General features: G+C 63.7%; 17 protein-coding genes, 1 tRNA gene and 1 pseudogene. 15 read left to right on the top strand and 4 right to left on the bottom strand.

Annotated elements, in window-relative coordinates; all coding sequences use genetic code 11:
• From BLO63_RS01420 to BLO63_RS01455, 8 genes are all read left to right on the top strand, one after another.
• The gene (locus BLO63_RS01420; protein WP_091436123.1) at window positions 1-1,203 is read left to right on the top strand and encodes a phage major capsid protein; all 1,203 of its coding nucleotides are present in this window, start codon (window positions 1-3) and stop codon (window positions 1,201-1,203) included.
• 41 nt (window positions 1,204-1,244) lie between these two features.
• Window positions 1,245-1,676: a hypothetical protein gene (locus BLO63_RS01425; RefSeq protein ID WP_091436125.1), complete on the top strand. Its 432-nt coding sequence runs from the start codon at window positions 1,245-1,247 to the stop codon at window positions 1,674-1,676.
• 207 nt (window positions 1,677-1,883) lie between these two features.
• On the top strand, window positions 1,884-2,489 hold the full coding sequence (locus BLO63_RS01430; RefSeq protein WP_091436126.1) for a head-tail connector protein: 606 nt from the start codon (window positions 1,884-1,886) through the stop codon (window positions 2,487-2,489).
• 7 nt (window positions 2,490-2,496) lie between these two features.
• Window positions 2,497-2,877, top strand: coding sequence for an HNH endonuclease signature motif containing protein (locus tag BLO63_RS01435; protein ID WP_091436128.1), 381 nt, complete (start codon window positions 2,497-2,499; stop codon window positions 2,875-2,877).
• A gap of 5 nt (window positions 2,878-2,882) precedes the next feature.
• Window positions 2,883-3,296, top strand: a complete 414-nt coding sequence (locus BLO63_RS01440) for a phage terminase small subunit P27 family (RefSeq protein WP_244517546.1) — start codon at window positions 2,883-2,885, stop codon at window positions 3,294-3,296.
• A 2-nt stretch (window positions 3,297-3,298) separates the two neighbouring features.
• Entirely contained in the window at window positions 3,299-4,900 is a 1,602-nt protein-coding gene (locus BLO63_RS01445; RefSeq protein ID WP_091436131.1) for a terminase large subunit, read from the top strand.
• 185 nt (window positions 4,901-5,085) lie between these two features.
• The gene (locus BLO63_RS01450; RefSeq protein WP_091436132.1) at window positions 5,086-6,420 is read left to right on the top strand and encodes a protein kinase domain-containing protein; all 1,335 of its coding nucleotides are present in this window, start codon (window positions 5,086-5,088) and stop codon (window positions 6,418-6,420) included.
• Complete coding sequence (locus tag BLO63_RS01455) at window positions 6,417-7,553, top strand: AAA family ATPase (protein ID WP_162841746.1); 1,137 nt, start codon at window positions 6,417-6,419, stop codon at window positions 7,551-7,553. Before BLO63_RS01450 ends, BLO63_RS01455 begins: the two co-directional genes overlap by 4 nt.
• Window positions 7,554-9,093: 1,540 nt before the next feature.
• On the opposite strand, the gene BLO63_RS01460 is transcribed toward BLO63_RS01455, so the two are convergent.
• Entirely contained in the window at window positions 9,094-9,690 is a 597-nt protein-coding gene (locus BLO63_RS01460; protein WP_091436136.1) for a hypothetical protein, read from the bottom strand.
• Window positions 9,691-10,382: 692 nt separating this feature from the next.
• On the opposite strand from BLO63_RS01460, the gene BLO63_RS01470 reads away from it, so the two are divergent.
• The 6 genes and pseudogenes from BLO63_RS01470 to BLO63_RS21510 all read left to right on the top strand — a co-directional run.
• On the top strand, window positions 10,383-10,652 hold the full coding sequence (locus tag BLO63_RS01470; protein ID WP_091436139.1) for a hypothetical protein: 270 nt from the start codon (window positions 10,383-10,385) through the stop codon (window positions 10,650-10,652).
• The gene (locus BLO63_RS01475; RefSeq protein WP_091436140.1) at window positions 10,649-11,071 is read left to right on the top strand and encodes a hypothetical protein; all 423 of its coding nucleotides are present in this window, start codon (window positions 10,649-10,651) and stop codon (window positions 11,069-11,071) included. Before BLO63_RS01470 ends, BLO63_RS01475 begins: the two co-directional genes overlap by 4 nt.
• A gap of 78 nt (window positions 11,072-11,149) precedes the next feature.
• A complete protein-coding gene (locus BLO63_RS01480) occupies window positions 11,150-11,863 on the top strand; it encodes a hypothetical protein (protein WP_143007041.1) in 714 nt (237 codons plus the stop codon).
• On the top strand, window positions 11,860-12,063 hold the full coding sequence (locus tag BLO63_RS01485; RefSeq protein ID WP_091436143.1) for a hypothetical protein: 204 nt from the start codon (window positions 11,860-11,862) through the stop codon (window positions 12,061-12,063). Before BLO63_RS01480 ends, BLO63_RS01485 begins: the two co-directional genes overlap by 4 nt.
• 35 nt (window positions 12,064-12,098) lie before the next feature.
• Entirely contained in the window at window positions 12,099-12,311 is a 213-nt protein-coding gene (locus BLO63_RS01490; protein WP_205409239.1) for an XRE family transcriptional regulator, read from the top strand.
• A 140-nt stretch (window positions 12,312-12,451) separates the two neighbouring features.
• Window positions 12,452-13,306 (top strand): annotated as a pseudogene (locus tag BLO63_RS21510) (site-specific integrase); the annotation flags it as partial.
• A gap of 152 nt (window positions 13,307-13,458) precedes the next feature.
• Here the strand turns inward: BLO63_RS21510 and BLO63_RS01500 are convergent.
• A tRNA-Ile gene (locus BLO63_RS01500) sits at window positions 13,459-13,534 on the bottom strand.
• Between the two features lie 390 nt (window positions 13,535-13,924).
• Between BLO63_RS01500 and BLO63_RS01505 the strand changes: the two genes are divergently transcribed.
• A complete protein-coding gene (locus BLO63_RS01505) occupies window positions 13,925-14,659 on the top strand; it encodes an SIMPL domain-containing protein (RefSeq protein WP_091436145.1) in 735 nt (244 codons plus the stop codon).
• A gap of 39 nt (window positions 14,660-14,698) precedes the next feature.
• Here the strand turns inward: BLO63_RS01505 and BLO63_RS01510 are convergent, their stop codons facing one another.
• Window positions 14,699-15,664, bottom strand: a complete 966-nt coding sequence (locus BLO63_RS01510) for a diacylglycerol/lipid kinase family protein (protein WP_091436147.1) — start codon at window positions 15,662-15,664, stop codon at window positions 14,699-14,701.
• 173 nt (window positions 15,665-15,837) lie between these two features.
• Window positions 15,838-17,028 (bottom strand): hypothetical protein, encoded by a 1,191-nt coding sequence (locus tag BLO63_RS21230; protein WP_162841747.1) that lies wholly within the window; start codon window positions 17,026-17,028, stop codon window positions 15,838-15,840.
• Between the last annotated feature and the right edge of the window lie 37 nt (window positions 17,029-17,065).

Below are 17,065 nucleotides of genomic sequence, written 5' to 3' on the forward strand. Positions count from 1 at the left end.
ATGAAGCATACCTATCTGCATGCGCTGGCGCCCGGCGCGGTCGTCCTGAAGGGTGAGAACGACGATCCGAATGAGATCGTCACCAAGGCGATCGGCGATCTCACCAAGACCGTCACCGATGGCCAGAAGTCGCTCGGCGACCGCATCACGGCGCTGGAGGGCAAGGGCGCCAAGCCGGACAACAAGAAGGACGATCCGGCGGCGAAGCTCAATGAGCGGCTCGACAAGATCGAGGCGAAGATGAACCGGCCGGGCGGCACCGAGACCAAGGGCGAGCCGAGCGTCGAGCAGAAGGCCTTCGGCGCCTATATGCGCCATGGCGATCGCGCCCCCGATGCCGAGCTGAAGGTGCTCACCGTCTCCAGCGACACGCAGGGCGGCTATCTCGCGCCGACCGAGATGTCGGCGGAGTTCATCCGCGACCTGGTGGAGTTCTCGCCGATCCGCACCCTCGCCACCGTCCGCACGACGGTTGCACCGGCGGTCAGCTATCCCAAACGCACCGGCATCACCAACGCCAAGTGGAAGGGCGAGACGCAGGCGCAGGAGGGCAGCGAACCGGCCTTCGGTCAGGTTGAGATCCCGATCCGCGAGGTGAACACCTATGTCGACGTGAGCAACCAGCTGCTCGCCGACAGCGGCGGCGTCGCTGAGGCGGAGGTGCGGCTCGCCCTCGCGGAAGACTTCGGCCAGAAGGAAGGCCTCGCCTTCGTCTCCGGCAATGGCGTGCTCCAGCCGGAAGGGCTGCTGACAGCCGCCGGCATTCCCGAGATTCTCAACGGGCACGCGACGCTCCTTTCCGCCGACCAGCTCATCGCCCTCATGCACGCTGTGCCGCAGGCCTACCGCGTTCGCGGTTCCTGGCTGATGAACGGCGGCACCCTCGCCAAGCTGCGCACCATGAAGGACGGTCAGGGCAATTATCTCTGGCAGCCGAGCTATCAGGAGGGTCAACCGGAGCGGCTCCTCGGCCGGCCGGTGGTGGAAGCGGTCGACATGCCTGATGTGGCGGCGAACGCCTATCCCGTCCTGTTCGGCGACTTCGCGACGGCTTACCGGATCGTCGACCGCCTGGCGCTCTCGATCCTCGTCAATCCGTACCTCCGCGCCACCGAAGGCATCACCCGCATTCACGCCACCCGCCGCACCGGCGCCGGCGTCGTGCAGGCCCGCGCGCTCCGCAAGCTCAAGATGGCGGCCTGACGGTCGCCATTCCCCTTCACGCGCTCACCGGAGGGCTTTCCATGCGCGACATCATCAGCAACATCGCCGTCGTCGAGGCCGTCCCGCCGGCCGCCTATGGAGCGGACAACACTCCATCGGCGATCGACATCAAGGGCTTCGACGCCGCCATGCTGGCGATCCACGTCGGTATCGGCGGCATCAGCTTCAACGGCACGAACAAGATCGAGTTCAAGCTGACGCACTCGGATGACGATGCGACCTATACCGCCGTCACGATCGACGACGTGCAGGGGCTCGCCAGCGTCGGCGCCGGCGGCATCGTCAAGGCACTGGTCGCCGCCCACGCCGCGCCCTCGATCACCCGCGTCGGCTATGTCGGAAACAAGCGGTTCCTGAAGCTGCTGGCGGACTTCTCCGGCACGCACGGCACCGCCACGCCGCTCTCGGCCACCGTCATCAAGGGCCACGCGCGCGAGCGTCCCGTGGCCTGACCCGTTCGGGCGCCTCCCTCTGAGGGCATGTAGCGGCCTGCCCAACAACGGAAACCCCGCCTCTCCGGCGCCCCCCTGCCAAACGGGGTTGATGGGAGGCAAGGCGGGGAAGGTCGCGAGCACCAGCCTGCACCCCATAGCAGGCCAAGGGCTCACCGGCGGGCGCAGCGTGAGGCTGCGCCCGCCTTTCATTCGCGAGGAAATGCCATGCTGACCGTCACCGCGCCTGCGACGACCCGCGATCTCGCCACCCTTGCAGCGGTGAAAGCCGAGCTCGAGATGGCGCTCGACAGCCAGCATGACGGCTATCTCAATGGCCTCATCACCCAGATGAGCCGCGCGATCGAGAGCTGGTGCGGGCGCAGCCTAGTGCGCGAGGGCGTCCGCGAGACGATCCACCTGACGGCGCCCGCCGAGGCGCTGGTCCTGACGCGCTTCCCCGTCTCGGAAATCGTCTCCGTCACCACGGAGGCGAACACCCTGGCGCCCTCGCTTTATGAGGCCGATGCCGGCCCCGGCACGCTCTACCGCCTCACCACCTCCGGCGCCCGGTCCATCTGGTCGCCGGGCCGCGTCTTGGTGGACTACACCGCCGGCTTCCTCCCGGCGGGTGAGGCGCGCGATCTTCCGCCCGATATCGAGCGCGCGGCCATTCTCGCGGTGCGGAATGCCTTCCTGACGCGCGGCCGCGACCAGACGGTGCGCAGCGACGACGTCGAGGGCATCGGCTCCTTCTCCTATGGCATGACCTCGGCGCTTCCCGCTGATGTCACCGAGCTCCTGGCGCCGTATCGGCTGCCGGGCTTCGCGTGAGGGCGCCATGCCGATCCGGGCACCACGCATCTGCGGCTGCGGCCATCGCATCGCCTCGGGCGAGCACTGCCCCTGCCAACGCAAGCGCAAGGCTGAACAGGACCAGCGTCGACCGCCGGCGCGGGAGCGCGGCTATGACAGCAAGTGGGACCGCGAGCGCGCGGCCTTCCTGAAGCTGCATCCGCGTTGCGCCCGGCCGGGCTGCGGCGCGCCGGCCTGCGTCGTCGACCACATCATCCCGCACAAGGGCGATCAGCGCCTGTTCTGGTCGCGCTCCAACTGGCAGCCGCTCTGCACCTCCTGCCATAGCCGGTGGAAGCAGGCACAGGAGAAGCGCGCCCAGAATCGGGGTGAGCAACGGACGGCGCCCCCGTCATGGGAGAGGTGATCGCCATGCGTGGCGCCAAGCCCCAACATATCGTTCCGGCTTCCTCGCCGGTGCGCGGCCCGCTGGATCCGCCGGACTGGCTGTCCGAGGATGCCCGCGCGGAGTGGGAGCGCGTGGCGCCGATCCTGATCGAGGAACGCCGAACCCTCACCATGACCGACGTCGCCACCCTGGCGAATTATTGCGTCGCGGTCGGCCGGGCGGCGGAAGCTGAGCGGGTGATCTCCAGCGAGGGCATGATCTACCACAGCAAGACCGGGCCGAAGAAACACCCGGCCGTGGCGATCTCCTCCGATGCCCAGACGCAGGCGCGCCTGCTCGCCGGCGAGCTCGGTCTTACCCCTGTCAGCCGATCTCGGCCGGCCGCCCGTGGCGCGGCAGATGACGGACAGGATGACCTCTTTGGAATGGGTGATTGACCATGGCACGCTCGACCTATCCCGAATGGATCTTCGACGGCAGCGAGATTGCCGACCCCATGGGGCGAGGCGAGCGCGCGGTGCGCTGGCTCCGGATGCTGAAGCACCCCAAGAGCAGCTTGCCCGGCCGGCCGTTCCAGCTCGATCCCTGGCAGGAACGGATCGTGCGCCGCATCTATGGCCCTCGCCATGAAGACGGCACGCGCATCGTCAAGACCGTGGTGCTGCTGCTCCCGAGAGGAAACCGGAAAACCGCGCTCGCCGCCGCTCTCGCCCTGCTGCACACGATCGGGCCGGAGCGGGTACCGGGCGGCGAGGTGATCTCGGCGGCTGCTGACCGCAAGCAGGCGAGGCTCGCCTTTGCGGAGGCGCTCGGTATCGTCCGCACCGTGCCGGCGGCGGCTTCAAACACCCGCGTCGTCGACTATCGCAACCGCCTGACCTTCCCGCGTGACGGATCGTTCTATGAGGCGATCTCGGCAGATGCCGGCACCCAGCACGGGCGCACGCCGGCCTTTGTGCTCGCCGACGAGCTGCACGCCTGGCCCAAGCGCGAGCTATGGGACGTGCTGCGCTCCGGCTTGGTGAAGCAGAAGGGTTCTCTTCTCGTCGTCGCCACCACGGCCGGCCGGGGGCAGGAAAACGTTGCGTGGGACATTGTGGATGATGCCCGCCGCGTCGCGCGGGGCGAGGTCGACGATCCCTCGATCCTGCCGATCCTGTTCGAGGCGGACCGCGATTGCGATTGGACGGACGAAGCCGTGTGGCACCGTGTGAACCCCGGCCTCGCCTATGGCTATCCCGACCTTGAAGGCCTTCGCCAACTCGCCCGCGAGGGACAGCGCCGGATCGGCGACCGCGAGGCCTTCCGCCAGCTCAACCTCAATATCTGGCTCGATCACTCCGCCGATCCGTTCGTCGACATGGACGTCTATGACGAGGGCGCGGGTTCGGTCTTCCTCGAGGCCCTCGAGCTGGCGCCTTGCTGGCTTGGCGTCGATCTCTCCAGCAATCACGACCTCACGGCTGTCATCGCCGCGTGGCGCGACGAGGCCGGCGGCTACATCGTCCACCCGTGGTTCTTCTGTCCCGAGGAGAACCTGCGCGCCCGTGCCGAACGTGACGGCGTGCCTTACCCAACCTGGGCGGAGCAGGGCTTCATCATCCCGACACCCGGCAACGTGGTCGACTTCCGCACTGTCGAAGACACGATCCGCGATCTTTGCTCGCGCTACGCCGTGCAGGAGATCGCCTTCGATCCGCACCTCGCCCGCAACACCCTCAACAACCTGCTCGAGGATGGCCTGCCGGCCGTCGAGATGCGGCAGGGCTGGGTGACGATGGCCCCGGCGGTGAAGGAGCTGGAGCGCGCCATTGTCGGGCGCCAGCTCACCCATGGCGGGCACCCCGTCCTGCGCTGGTGCTTCGACAACATCGCCGTCCACACCGACAGCGCCGGCAACCGCATGTTCCACAAGGGCAAGAGCCGGGACCGGATCGACGGCGCCGTCGCCTGCGCCATGGCAGTCGCCCGCGCGAGCGCCGAGGGCGGGGCGAGCATCTACGAGAGCGACGAGTGGTCGCCGGAGATGATGGTTCTTTGATACCGGCACACGAACGTAGTCTCGCCCGTATCACTGTATTGACTTATTCCGGCCGATCCCGTCGTAATCGCCCTGCCTTTGATTTCTACAGTAGAGCGCAGATTACCTGCCTCGGCATAAAAATGACACTCGCAGTGAGCGCGCCGTGGCAGCAAGTTTGAATTCGAGCATCCAGCGGAACCGGCATGAGTGACGTAGCGGGGGACAACGCAAAGGAACAAGCAGGTCGCCTTTGCGAAGAAAAAGGTTGGTCTCTCGGTGAATTGCTTGGTCAAGGCGGCAGCGCTGCGGTTTTCAAGGTAGATATGGCGGAGGGTGAAGCCGCTCTCAAAGTGTTTTTCCCCCGTTTCATTCAAGGCGGGCAGGGTGTGGTCACGCGTAAGCGCCTAGAAATTGTGAAGGAGCGGCTGACCCACCACTCTTGTCCTACTCTCGTCAAAATTTATGCCGTTGACGAGTTTGAGGGCGCTCCATTTATGTTGATGGAACAAGTAGCCGGATCCATGTTAACCGATGTTCTTCGTTTGGTGCCAGCGCCATCTGTCGCGGAGATAGTCCGACAGGTCGCTGAGGCTGCAAAATATCTAGAAGATATTGGCTTAACTCACCGTGATATAAAATCAGACAATATTATCATAGATAAGCAATTTACGAAGGCTACTCTAGTTGACGTCGGTGTAGCGAGGATAATCGATGACCCTGTCGGATCAGGCACTGATGACGACGGTAAGTTGCCGTTCGTAGCTACAGCTAGATATAGCTCGCCGGAGTACATGTTTCGACTTATACCGGCTGGTCCAGAGCTATGGAGAGCATTAAATTTCTATCAGCTTGGAGGACTCATCCACGACCTGATTTCTGGAGAGCCGCTTTTCGAAGATGTTGTCCGTCAGGCCACAAACAACCGTTATCTTATAGCATATGCGGTGGCGACTAGTATGCCTCATGTCGGTGCGCGGGTGGGTGTTCCAGACTACATTGTTAATTTGGCGCAGCGGTGTCTCCAAAAAGATCCGACGCAGCGGTTGGCCAGTGTTAGTTGGGAAGATTTCTTAGGTCGGGACCGCCAGCGAGAAAACGAGGCATTTCTAGGCATCTGCGGAGATAAGAGTTACAGTGTCGCTGTTCGAAAATTAGACGTGGCGGAGCTCGGTCGCGCGATTGAGTCGAGTATAGACAATAAATTGATCGGAAAGATGCTGAGTTGTAGGCATTCATGTACCGTGATGCACAGCTCGCATGCACATATAAAGATATGGTGGAGTCCGCCAGCAGCACCTTGCGGCAGTGAAATCGAGGTCTTAATTGATTTGAGCGAAGTTGATGGAGGTATTCGGATCGAGGTAAGTTCTAAAATTGAACGTTTAGAAAAATGTTTGTCCGTTCCGGCCGTAATCATCGCGTCTGACTCACCTGATATTGCAATTGGCGCTGCTAATCAGTCTTACGATCTATTCTTGGAATCATCCGCGAAAATAATTCGTCCTACGGGCAACAGCACAACGGGAGATGGAAATTGAGTCTCCTATGGCGTCGTAGGCGTGATCTTCATCAAGACCAAATTAATGCGATTGAAGGCCTGCCCTCATCCGGAAAATATTTACTCCTGGGCCCTCCAGGCTCAGGAAAGACGAGCATACTCCTTCATCGTGGGCAGTTTCTCCGGCTGCCGCCCCACCAGCTCGCCAACGTAATTTTGGTGACTTTCTCGCGAACTCTGCGTGAATTCATCTCATTAAGTGGCGATGATCGCTTCCCATCAGAACTAATACATACACAAAGATCGCTCGTTGACATGCTTTTCCAATCGTATGGCGAGCATCCACCGACCGTTGATGGAGATCTCTTGGAGCAAAATCGCGCGCGAGCTGAAGCCGCAAACGAATTGCTTGCATTGAGAGGTCGAAAAATAATGTACGACGCAGTGCTGATCGACGAAATTCAAGATTTATGCGAAGCGGAGCTGAAGCTACTAACCTCCATCTCAGACCGGGTTATGCTCGTTGGAGATATTCGACAGCAGGTTTACCGCTCATCTGATGTCATGGCTGCAGCAGCTGGACTTTGCGATAGAACAATTGAACTAAGGCATCATTTTAGGATCAGCCAGGATATTTGTTTAGTGGCTGATCGGATAATTAGAAATAGTGATTTCTCATTGGCTGAATATGCGCACTATGTTGGACCGACGCCGACGAGACCTAGTGTAATTGGACCCCTGTCTCCAGAGGCGCAAGTTTCCGCTGTGGCCGAAGCGTTAGATTTGCAGCTCGACACCTACAATGATCCGTCCGATCTGCTGGGTGTGGTCGTTGGACGGACAGAAGAATGTGACGACATTCTTGAGAGATTTCGGGCTATACCGAAGCTCCGAAACCGCTGTGGCGTATTCCATTCCGGCGTCGTCAATCGCCAGTTCGGCCAAGATTGCAGAATCTGCATAACTACAGTTCAGTCCTGTAAGGGACTGGAATTTCGAGCGCTTCACTGGCCGTTCGCGGACGCGACCCCATATCTCACACGCCAGAAAGCGTATACGGTCGTGACGCGCGCGAAGAGTTCACTGACACTCTATAGGCACGGCGCTTTGCCAGCAATTTTATCTGGGGCCATTCCACCAACCCCTCAGAGGCTCTTCGAGGACGATGACTGAACTGAATTTCGCGCTGGTTGAACGAGACACTTTAGCGGACGCGCTCCGTGGAGACCGGTCGGCCGTAGGTAGCGCGTGGCATTCGCTCCAGATGCTGCCGCGGCTTGGTAATCGGCAGATGGTAGTAATCTGGTTGGACCAGTCCATTCAGCCGAGTGCGATCGTTATAGAAGACAGCGCCAGAGAGGAGCTCTTCTCTTGGCTTGCGACTTTTCACGGCGACCTGACGCCCATATCCAGCTGGTGTCAGGTTCTGTCGCCCGATGAGATTGTACGCCCGTCACCCGAAGGAGGGCTCGTTCCCAACCTTTTTGGCTTTGAGGCCGCCTGGGCCAGCGCAACGTTGGCTGAAGCTATGAGCCTGTCTGGTCGCTCATACGACAGCCTATCTTTGAATGTTCTGCTAGCGACCGAAACGTTCGCAATAGGCCGCGCCGCGGGTCTCTACGGCGCTAGGTCGGTTTCTATCGTGGGTGAAAGGCTAGACCGAGTACGTCGCCAACTGCGGCCAACTTCTGAAGGCCGAGATCCTGCGGGTGGCCTTGTCCGCGAGGTGCTTCTGGGATTAATGCCCGATGCACCTAGAGTGACCTCTGCCAACGCGCGGATGCTGCGCGATATCTGCGGGCGGTTTTTGGGAGATCGGCTTCCAGAGGAAGGCAGGTTCCTGACGTCCGATGATCTGGGTGAGTTGCTCTCTATGGTGCCGGTGCTCCACCCGCTTACCGACCTAGAGGCGATGTCCGCTGAGGAAAGGGTTCGGTTTTTGCGGTACCTTCGAAGCCGCATTCCGCCGCTGACGACACCCGAGTGGCCATTGTTCGCATTTGGCGCGGGATACGTCATTAGTAGGATCGGAAGTGCCGAGCGTGATCTCCGTCTGGCCGACGCCTTTGATGCTGGTAGGTCGTCCGTTCTGTCTTGGGCAATGGTCGCGGGTAGTCTCGGGGCTAGGACCTTCTGGACAGATGCTTTCGGCGGGCTCGGTCGATTCGTTGCTCGTGAGCTCATTCGCCCCCATTATCTCTTAGACCCGCCCACATGTGACATTAGCTATGACGAGGTGCGACTTTTCGATGAGAAAAGTTCGCGCATGAGGCTTCGTTCGGCGAACCGCAACGCTCTCGCGGTGTCTATGCTGCCCGGCGTCACAATGCATTTCGGAGTGGGAGATCTTGACCGGTCAATGTCCCGCTCGCCCGATATAGCTCAGGACGCGCACCAGGGTTTGTCGGGTGTACCCTATGTGCCTGACGAGCAACTTGAAGCCCTAGCGGCGCGGCTCGCACCTCATCTGAGACACCTCTTTGAGGTCAACCAGAAGACTACGTCAAAAAACCGAAAGGCTGGCAGCTCACTTCGATTGCCGTTTCAAGACAAGTGACGGAGTGATCTTGAAAGGCAATATACTCCGATACCGAGCGGCAGGTCCATAGCATCTGCTAAGAGTGAATTAAGAGGCGTGAATTGGGCGAGCTTCTCGCAACAACCTGCATGTGTACTTAGATTGCAATGACGGCGCATGCTTGGCCTAGTGCATTCATGTGAATTCGGAGCGAATCGATATGCGTAGTCCGGACGTCAACTTATCTTGATCGTCTTGCCGGAATTCTTCAGCCATATCACTTACCGCATCGACGGCTTTTACGAGACCCATGTTGCCCAACGCCCAGATGGCCAAGCCTCGTCGATTCCCATCTTCTTTGGCTGCGCGGCGTACGAGTTGAATAGCGTCGCCCGGTTCGATGTCCCGCCCGAGTAGGGCACAAAGGTAGAGGTAGCTCGCCGGATGCGTGGATCTCAGGTGGTCCCATTCGGCGGCTTCCAATCGGCCAAGTCTTGTCGCCGCACGGCTGACGATCCAGCCTTGGTCGGTCCCACGCACTAATTCAGGCATGATCTCGGCCAGCAGCTCCGTTCCCGCCTTGTAGGCAAGCGCCTTCGCCGCGCGCCAATCCCTGTTTTCTCGCCAGTATGACAAGATGGCGCGAGCGTCGAACATCATCTCGTCATCCGACATAGCTTTGAGCCACCGCGCCGCCGCGGATGCGGTGCCTATGTCGATCCAGCGGTCGAGCGCCGCACGCCGATCATCGGGGAGGAATGTGGCATAGAGAGCCGAGAGCAGCGTATCCAAGCTCGTTCGCGATAACCGATCTAGCGGTTTAAGCGCTAGCAGCCGAGACGCAAGAAATGCCAGTTGGTCCGGCGCGGCAGTGGTTCGCGCTAGGCGTACAAGACGGTTACGCAGCGCGCCGCGAAGTACGGCTGGCCCGGCTAGAAACGTGGCTGAGGCTTCAACAAGATCATTGAAACGCAGGCAAGCAACGTAAGCATGGAGAACGGCCCTGGAGACGTCCTCTGGGCCTTCCTGCCGATTGGACGCGGCCAAAAGTCGAGCATTCATCTCATCCGTCGAGTACCCGACAGCAGCGGCCATTCAGCCCTCATCCTTCATTCGGGACGTTGAGTTCGGCGACCACGGTTCCGTCGTCGAAGGACGCGTCTTTCTCAACCGCACCCCGGGCCCTTCGCCATTCTCGGCTACGAAGATGACGCCGGCCTCCTCCAAAACGCGCCTCACCGCAGCTGCGTTCGGTGCGGTCATTGAGGTCGTTCCGTCTTCGGCCTCGGCCCGACGAACGGTGGCTACGCCAACACCCGAGGCCTTCGCCACATCTTCGGCGCGCCAGCGAATAAGTGCCCTAGCGGCACGTATCTGTGCACCCGTGATCGCGGACATATCGTTTGATATCCTATTGATCGATCCTTGATCTAGTGATAGTTCTCATATCACAAGATCACTGAGCAACCAACAGGAGCACGCGCATGGGCACCCATGTTCGCGAACGAGAGAGCCTTGTCCCTGAATATGTGTGGATCGAGCGCCGGCGGCTTCGCCAACGCGCCGAGCGCACGATCGAGGAGCTTATTGAACTGCTCGACGAACTCGACGGGGAATCGGACCTAGAGGACAACGGCGACGACGGTCCGATCGACGATGACGAGGGCGAGGAGGATCCGGCCGAAATCGGGATCGGCGATCTTGACGGCTTGCTCGAGCAATACCCCGGCGGCTGGAATGGGGGCGCGATATGATCGAACGTCGCTCGATTCTCCTCGCTGCCGCCAAGGCGCTGGTGTTTGGCCCGGCCGCTGCTGCGACGGTGCCCGTGGCTATTGAGGCAACCAGCGCTCTCGGCAGCTCAAAACACACCCCGCCGGACGCTGTCGACGCTTTAGTGTCCGCGTTCATGCGCTGCGCGGAAACCAACGGCGTTACGATTCGGCTGGATTATGGGCGGGCGAGGTTGGGGCGAGTCGGCGTCGGTTTGATCGAGCCGGACGATGATCCTCGTGGCACCAAGTTCGAGCGCGTATGCGCTGCCTGGTCGATGTTGCGATCTGTTCCGGGAGGGCGTGAGGGCTTAATCGCGGCGTGCGAAGCCAAAATTAGCGGTGACCCAATTCGTCAGAAGGGTGCCGTGCTTGAGGGGCATAGTCTGTGGATGGTGTAAAATCGCTCTATGTGCGTTTTTTGCACAATGTTGCCCGGTGGCGGTTTCTGTGATTTAGTCGCAATCACGGAGGACGACATGGCAAAGCTGCCGGCCTTGGTTGACGCTCTCGCAAAACACGATCCGCGCGGTCTCTCAACCGTGAAGAACTATGCCCGCATCGTCCGCGAAGCTGGGCTACTTCCCACGACTAAACGCGGGAACGGGGCTTCCGATATGGGCGAGGGTGAGGTTGCCAAGCTGCTCCTCGGCTTGGCGGAAGTCGCGAATGTACGCAAGGCGCCGCGCGCTATCGAAGTGCTGTCTGGCGCTCTTGTCGTTGCCCCGATGTCCGGCGCTGTCGATCCTGCCAATCATCTGGAGGGCTTCGACCTGGCTGATCGAATGGAGAGTCTCGGCGAATTTCTACAGTGCCTGGTCGGGGGCGTCAGGGATCACGGAATTGTCCTTCCATCCAAGGATGGTAGCCGCAATCATGTCCTATCCGGCATGCGGCTGAAGGCGCCTGACGATTGGGGTGGGGACGCTTACATCACTTTCAATCGGACCTTAGCCGGGGAGTTCACCCTGCATTTTCACGGACCGACGCCAGAAGCCTACGAGTTCTTTCGAACCAGGCCCGCTGCCGACCTTGGAGAGCGCTGCCGGGAGCGTGCCGATGGGGCGCCGGTGCCGGGCATTTCGTTTGAAGTCGAGATCGGCGTCAGCGCAATCGCAAGCCTCGCGGGCTGTCTGGCCACCAAACGGCGCATTGCTCCTCGGCGCCCCAAGCTGCTCGAGGAAAAGCAATGACCGCCGGCATTCAAAGCGAGTGGATTCGGGGCAGCAAGGCCATTGCGCACGAACTCGGCGTGTCGCTGGCGACATTCTTTCGCATGAGGAAGTCAAGGAAAGACCTGCCGCTGCGCAAAGGGTGCGCCGGCGGCAAGACTTCCCCGCTGGAAATCACCCGCGAGGATCTCGAAGCTTTTGTGCGCGGATGGAAAGGGTAGGGGGCATGACAACGCGCTCACTCAGGGAACAGACCTTGCCCCGCTTCGCGCTTCGGCGCGAGGAAGCGGCGGCGAGCCTGAGTGTGTCGGCTTCCACCTTCGACAAGTGGGTGGGCGACGGGCGCATGCCGAAGGGCCGCAAGGTCGACGGCCTGATGCTGTGGGATACCGAGCAGGTTCGCGAGCACTGGCTTGCGCTGCGGGACGGGGTGATGACGCACAATCCGCTCGACGAAATGGTGCTGTGATGGCGCCGGTGAAGCTCCGCTACTTGGTGCAGGACATCGACAAGCGGAGCAATGTGCGCTGGTACGTACGCGTGCCCGGCCGCAAGAAGGTGCGGCTTCGGGCGAAGCTGAACGAAGACGGCACCCTGTCGGATGCATTCATGGCGGCTTACTCCCGTGCCGTTCGCGGCGTCGAGGAGGAGCAGGGCCGCCCCAAGCTGCAGCGGGTGGCCGAGGGCAGCTTTCGGCACGCCCTTACCCGGTATTATGCCTCGCCGCTGTTCAAGGGGCATGAGGCGGCGACGCAGCGCGACAAGCGCAGCGTGCTCGACCGCTATGCCGTGAAAGCCGGCCCGCTGCCGCTGGCTGCATTCCGGCGCGAGGACATTGAAAAGAGCCGAGACAAGCGCAGCGAACGCCCGGGCGCGGCGGACAAGCTGGTGAAGTATCTTAAGGCCTTCTTCGCCTGGTGCGAGCGCGAAAGGTTGATTGCGGCGAACCCGGCGACGGGTGTGAAGAAGATAAACACATCGTCCGAGGGCTTCCATGCCTGGACGCCTGACGAGGTGCGCCAGTTCGAAAAGGCGCATCCGATCGGCTCTCAGGCCCGCCTGGCACTGGCGCTGCTCCTGCACACGGGCGGCCGGCGCGGCGATATCTACGCGCTCGGCCCGCAGCACATCGTCGGCGGCTATTTCTCGTTCGTGCAGGAGAAGAACCGCCGTCGCCGCGCGGTGCGGATCGATATCCCGGTGCGGGCGGAGCTTCAAGCGGTCATCGCGGCAACGCCGACAGGCGACCGGTCCTTCATCGTCTCGGCGCACGGCCGGCCCTACACCAAGGAGAGCTTCGGCAACCGCTTTCGCGACTGGTGCAATGAGGCCGGCCTGCCGCATTGCTCGGCACACGGCGTGCGGAAAGCGGCAGCGACGATTCTCGCCGAGAGCGGCGCGACGGCTTCCGAGCTGTGCGCCGTGTTCGGCTGGTCGAAGCTCGAAACCGCCGAAATCTATGTGCGGAAGGCACAACGCAAGCTGATGGCGAGCAACGCTTTCGCCCGGCTGGACGCGCAGACGGCCCGAAAGAGTGTCCCACTTTCGGCTGCCAAAATCATTGATGGGACAAAGCGGACGAAAAGCAATGAAAAATCAAAGCCAGTCGGCGGATTTGGTGGGCCCGGTAGGACTCGAACCTACAACCAGACCGTTATGAGCGGTCGGCTCTAACCATTGAGCTACAGGCCCGGCCGGTGGCGCTGTGCGGCGCGGCGGGCGGGGGAAACTAGCAAAGGGATGCGCTCGCGCCAACCGTATCGCGGCGGCCGTCCACCTTGGCGTGCGGGGAGGACCGATCCGGCGAGCCGGCCGGGTGCCCGGGTCGGGCGACCTCGGGGCGATGGCAGCCGCGCAGTGCCCTGCGCGGTTGCCCCGCGCAGGGCACTGCGCGGCTGCCGCGACGCGGCCAATGTGGGACGGTCCTGTATGATTGTCGTCGCGCGGCGGGGCCCGGTCGCCGTTGCCGCCGCAATCCCGCCGCCTTCGCGCGGTGCTCTGGCGTGCCGCACCGTCAGTGCGTCCGCAGGGACATGCCGGCCGACCGACGCCTGTCCCCGCCGTTTCAGGGAAGTGAAAGACATGAAGCTCATCCGCGCCACCGCCTGCGCCGCTTTTCTCGGTGCCGCCGGGCTGTTTGCCAGCCTGTCGCCGCTCGCCGCGCAGGATCTCGCCCCCACCGCCCGGCGGGCGACGCTTTCCGTCTCCGGTGAAGGCCTGGCCAGCGCGGTGCCCGACATGGCGACGCTGACCTCCGGCGTGGTGAGCGAGGGCAAGACGGCGCGCGAGGCGCTCGACGCCAATTCCGCCGCGGTGGCGACGATGATCGCGGCGATCAAGGCGGCCGGGGTGGAGGGGCGCGATGTCTCCACCTCAGGCTTCTCGGTGCAGCCGCAATATGCGCCGCAGAAGAAGGAGGGCGACCCGCTGCGCATCGCCTCCTATCAGGTGACGAATGCCGTCACCGTGCGGCTGCGCGATCTCGGTAAGCTGGGCGATCTGCTCGATCAGCTCGTCACCAATGGCGCCAACCAGATCAGCGGCATCGCCTTCGACATCGCCGATCCCGCCAAGCTGGAAGACGCTGCCCGGGCCGAGGCGGTGAAGGAAGCGCGCCACCAGGCCGAGGTGATCGCCCAGGCCGCCGGGGTGCGGCTGGTGCGGGTGGTGTCGATCGCCAGCGACGGCGGCCCGCAGCCGATGCCGCGCCTGATGATGGCGGCCCGCGCCGAGAAGATGGATTCGGTGCCGGTGGAAGCCGGCGAGACGCAGGTCCGCGCCGGTGTCACCGTGGTCTACGAGATCGAGCCGCTCTGAGGCGGAAGGCGGGCTCGCGGGCGCCGGGCGGGCCGGGGCTCAGGGCCGGGCCGTCTCGGGCGTGGCGCCGGCGGTCTCGGCCGTTGCCTCCGTCCGGGTCGCCGGCCCGCCGTCGGCGGTGGGCGGGATCAGCAGCTTGAGCCCGCGCGGCACGATTTCATAGGTGAGCGGCATGTCCTCGCGGCCGAGCTCGCCATCGGTCGAAACCCAGGCGCGGGCGCGGTTGGCCCGGCGCAGCACGATGTCCCGGCCGGTCAGGCTGATGATGCCGGGATTGTCGCGCCAATTGTCCGTCACCATGTCGGCCCCGGCCCTCAGCAAAGCCAGCCCGCCGCGATCCTCGGCGACGGTGAGTTCGAGCACGCCCTCGTCGAGCCGGCTGCGGCGCCAGCCCGGGCCGGTGAAGCGGTTGACCGACAGCAGGGCGGCGAAGGCCTGGAAATGGTGCGGCGTGCCGTCCACCGTCACGTCGAGGTCGAAGCGGCCGCTGCGGCGCAGCGCATAGACGGCGGCGATCGCCACGGCGAGAAAGCGCCAGAGCTTCCAGCGCCGCGCGGTTTCGCGGGCGCGCGCCATCTGGCTGAAGAAGCCCATGCCGGAAATGGTGTGGAAGCGCCGCCCGTTCAGCGTCGCCACGTCGATCTCCGCCACTTTCGCCGCGCTGAGGGCGAGCAGCGCCGCGTCGAGCTCGCGCGGCATGCCGATATCGGTGGCCAGCAGATTGAGCGTGCCGAGCGGCAGGATGCCGAGCGTCTTGTCCGAGCCCTCGAGGCTCTGCACCGCCAGGCTCACGCTGCCGTCGCCGCCGCCGACGATGACGGTGTCATGCTCGCCGGTGCCGGAGGCGCGGATGGCCTGCACCAGCGCCTTGCCGCGCAGCAGGCGCACCTCGACGGTTCGCCCGCCGCCGTCCAGCCTGTCGGCGATGTGCCGGCGCACCTCCTCGGCGTCACGGTCCAGCAGCGTGCCGGCATTAGCGTTCAGGAGGACAAGGAGCTGGGCCATGGGGGAACCGGATTGGGAAAGGCAGAAGATACTCCCCTGCAATCGCGGCGGTGCAAAGACGTTCCGTTAACGGAAGCACGAAGTTTGCGCATCTGCGCAGGTCAGTCCCGCCTCGCGCGCCGAAAGGCCGCCCCGCTTGGCGCCGGGACGGCCTCGCGCATGGTTATGTCGGCTCAGCCGCCGACGAGATCGCGGCAGAGAGCGACGATGCCGGCATCATAGGCGCGCGGCTCGGACAGAACGCCGGTGCAGCGGGTTTTCTTGGCCGCCATGTCGGAACTGCCGGCGCCCGACCCCGCGCCCGTGCCGCCGGCCGAGGGATCCCCGGGACCACCAGGACCACCAGGACCACCAGGACCACCAGGACCCCCAGGACCACCGGGTCCGCCGGGATTTCCGCCGCCACCGCCGCCAATGCCGATGCCGATGCCGACGGCCGCAGCGTTCTCGCCGCCGACATCGACATCGGCCGCGGCGCGCACGCCACGCGGACCGCCCAGCGTGGTGCGGCTCTCCACATCCACCGCCTGAGCCCCGCCGATGGTGCCGCTGGTGTTGCTGTTCAGGCCGCGCGGGCCAAGCGCGCTTACCCGCGCATCGACGCCGACCGGGCGGGTGCGGGAGGAGCCGACCGCGACATCGGCATGGACGCCGCGCCGGCCGAGAACGCTGGCGTCTACATCGGCGATGTTGCCGCTGTTGCTGCGGCCAAAGCCGAGGGGACGCTGGCCAGGCTTCAGCAGTTCGATCTGCAGGCCGACGACATTGGCGGCCACCGGCGCCCGCCCGGTCGCGGAGGTGGTCGCGTCGCCACGGGTGGGCCGGCCGGCGACCTCGCCGACGCCGCCGAGCCCGCCACCGACGGCCGAGCCGAGCCCGTCCGTGGCGCGGGAAACGCCGCTCCCCACCCCCGACACCGCCCCGCCGACGCCGCTCACCGTGCCGCCAACCGCGCCACCTAATCCGCTTCCGCCGGCACTGGCGCTGGCGGCGTCGCCCGCCCGGCTGACGCCCGCCCCGACACCGGACAAGGCGCCGCCGGCGGCGCGTCCCGCGCCGGAAACGGCGCCGCCGACCGAGCGGCCAAGCCCGGAGGCGGCCCGGCCGACCGAGCCGCCGAGGCCGCCGCTTTTCCCACTGCTCCGGCTCGCGCTTGCACCGCTGGAGCCGCTGCTCTTGCCGCTGCTCTTGCCGCTTCCGGACGAGGACCCGCCATCGCCGCCCCGGTTGCCACCGCCAAGACCGCCCAGCCGGGCGTCGGCGGGGGCCGTCGCCATCACCAGGCAGGCGGCGAGAAAGCCGGTGCTGATGAGGGCCAGTCCATGTCTCGTGGCGTCGCTTCTTGCCGTATCGTTTCGCCTCATGACGCTCTCCCTGTTGAGGACAGTGGCGTCATGGCTT

Source organism: Ancylobacter rudongensis (assembly GCF_900100155.1).
GTDB lineage: Bacteria > Pseudomonadota > Alphaproteobacteria > Rhizobiales > Xanthobacteraceae > Ancylobacter > Ancylobacter rudongensis.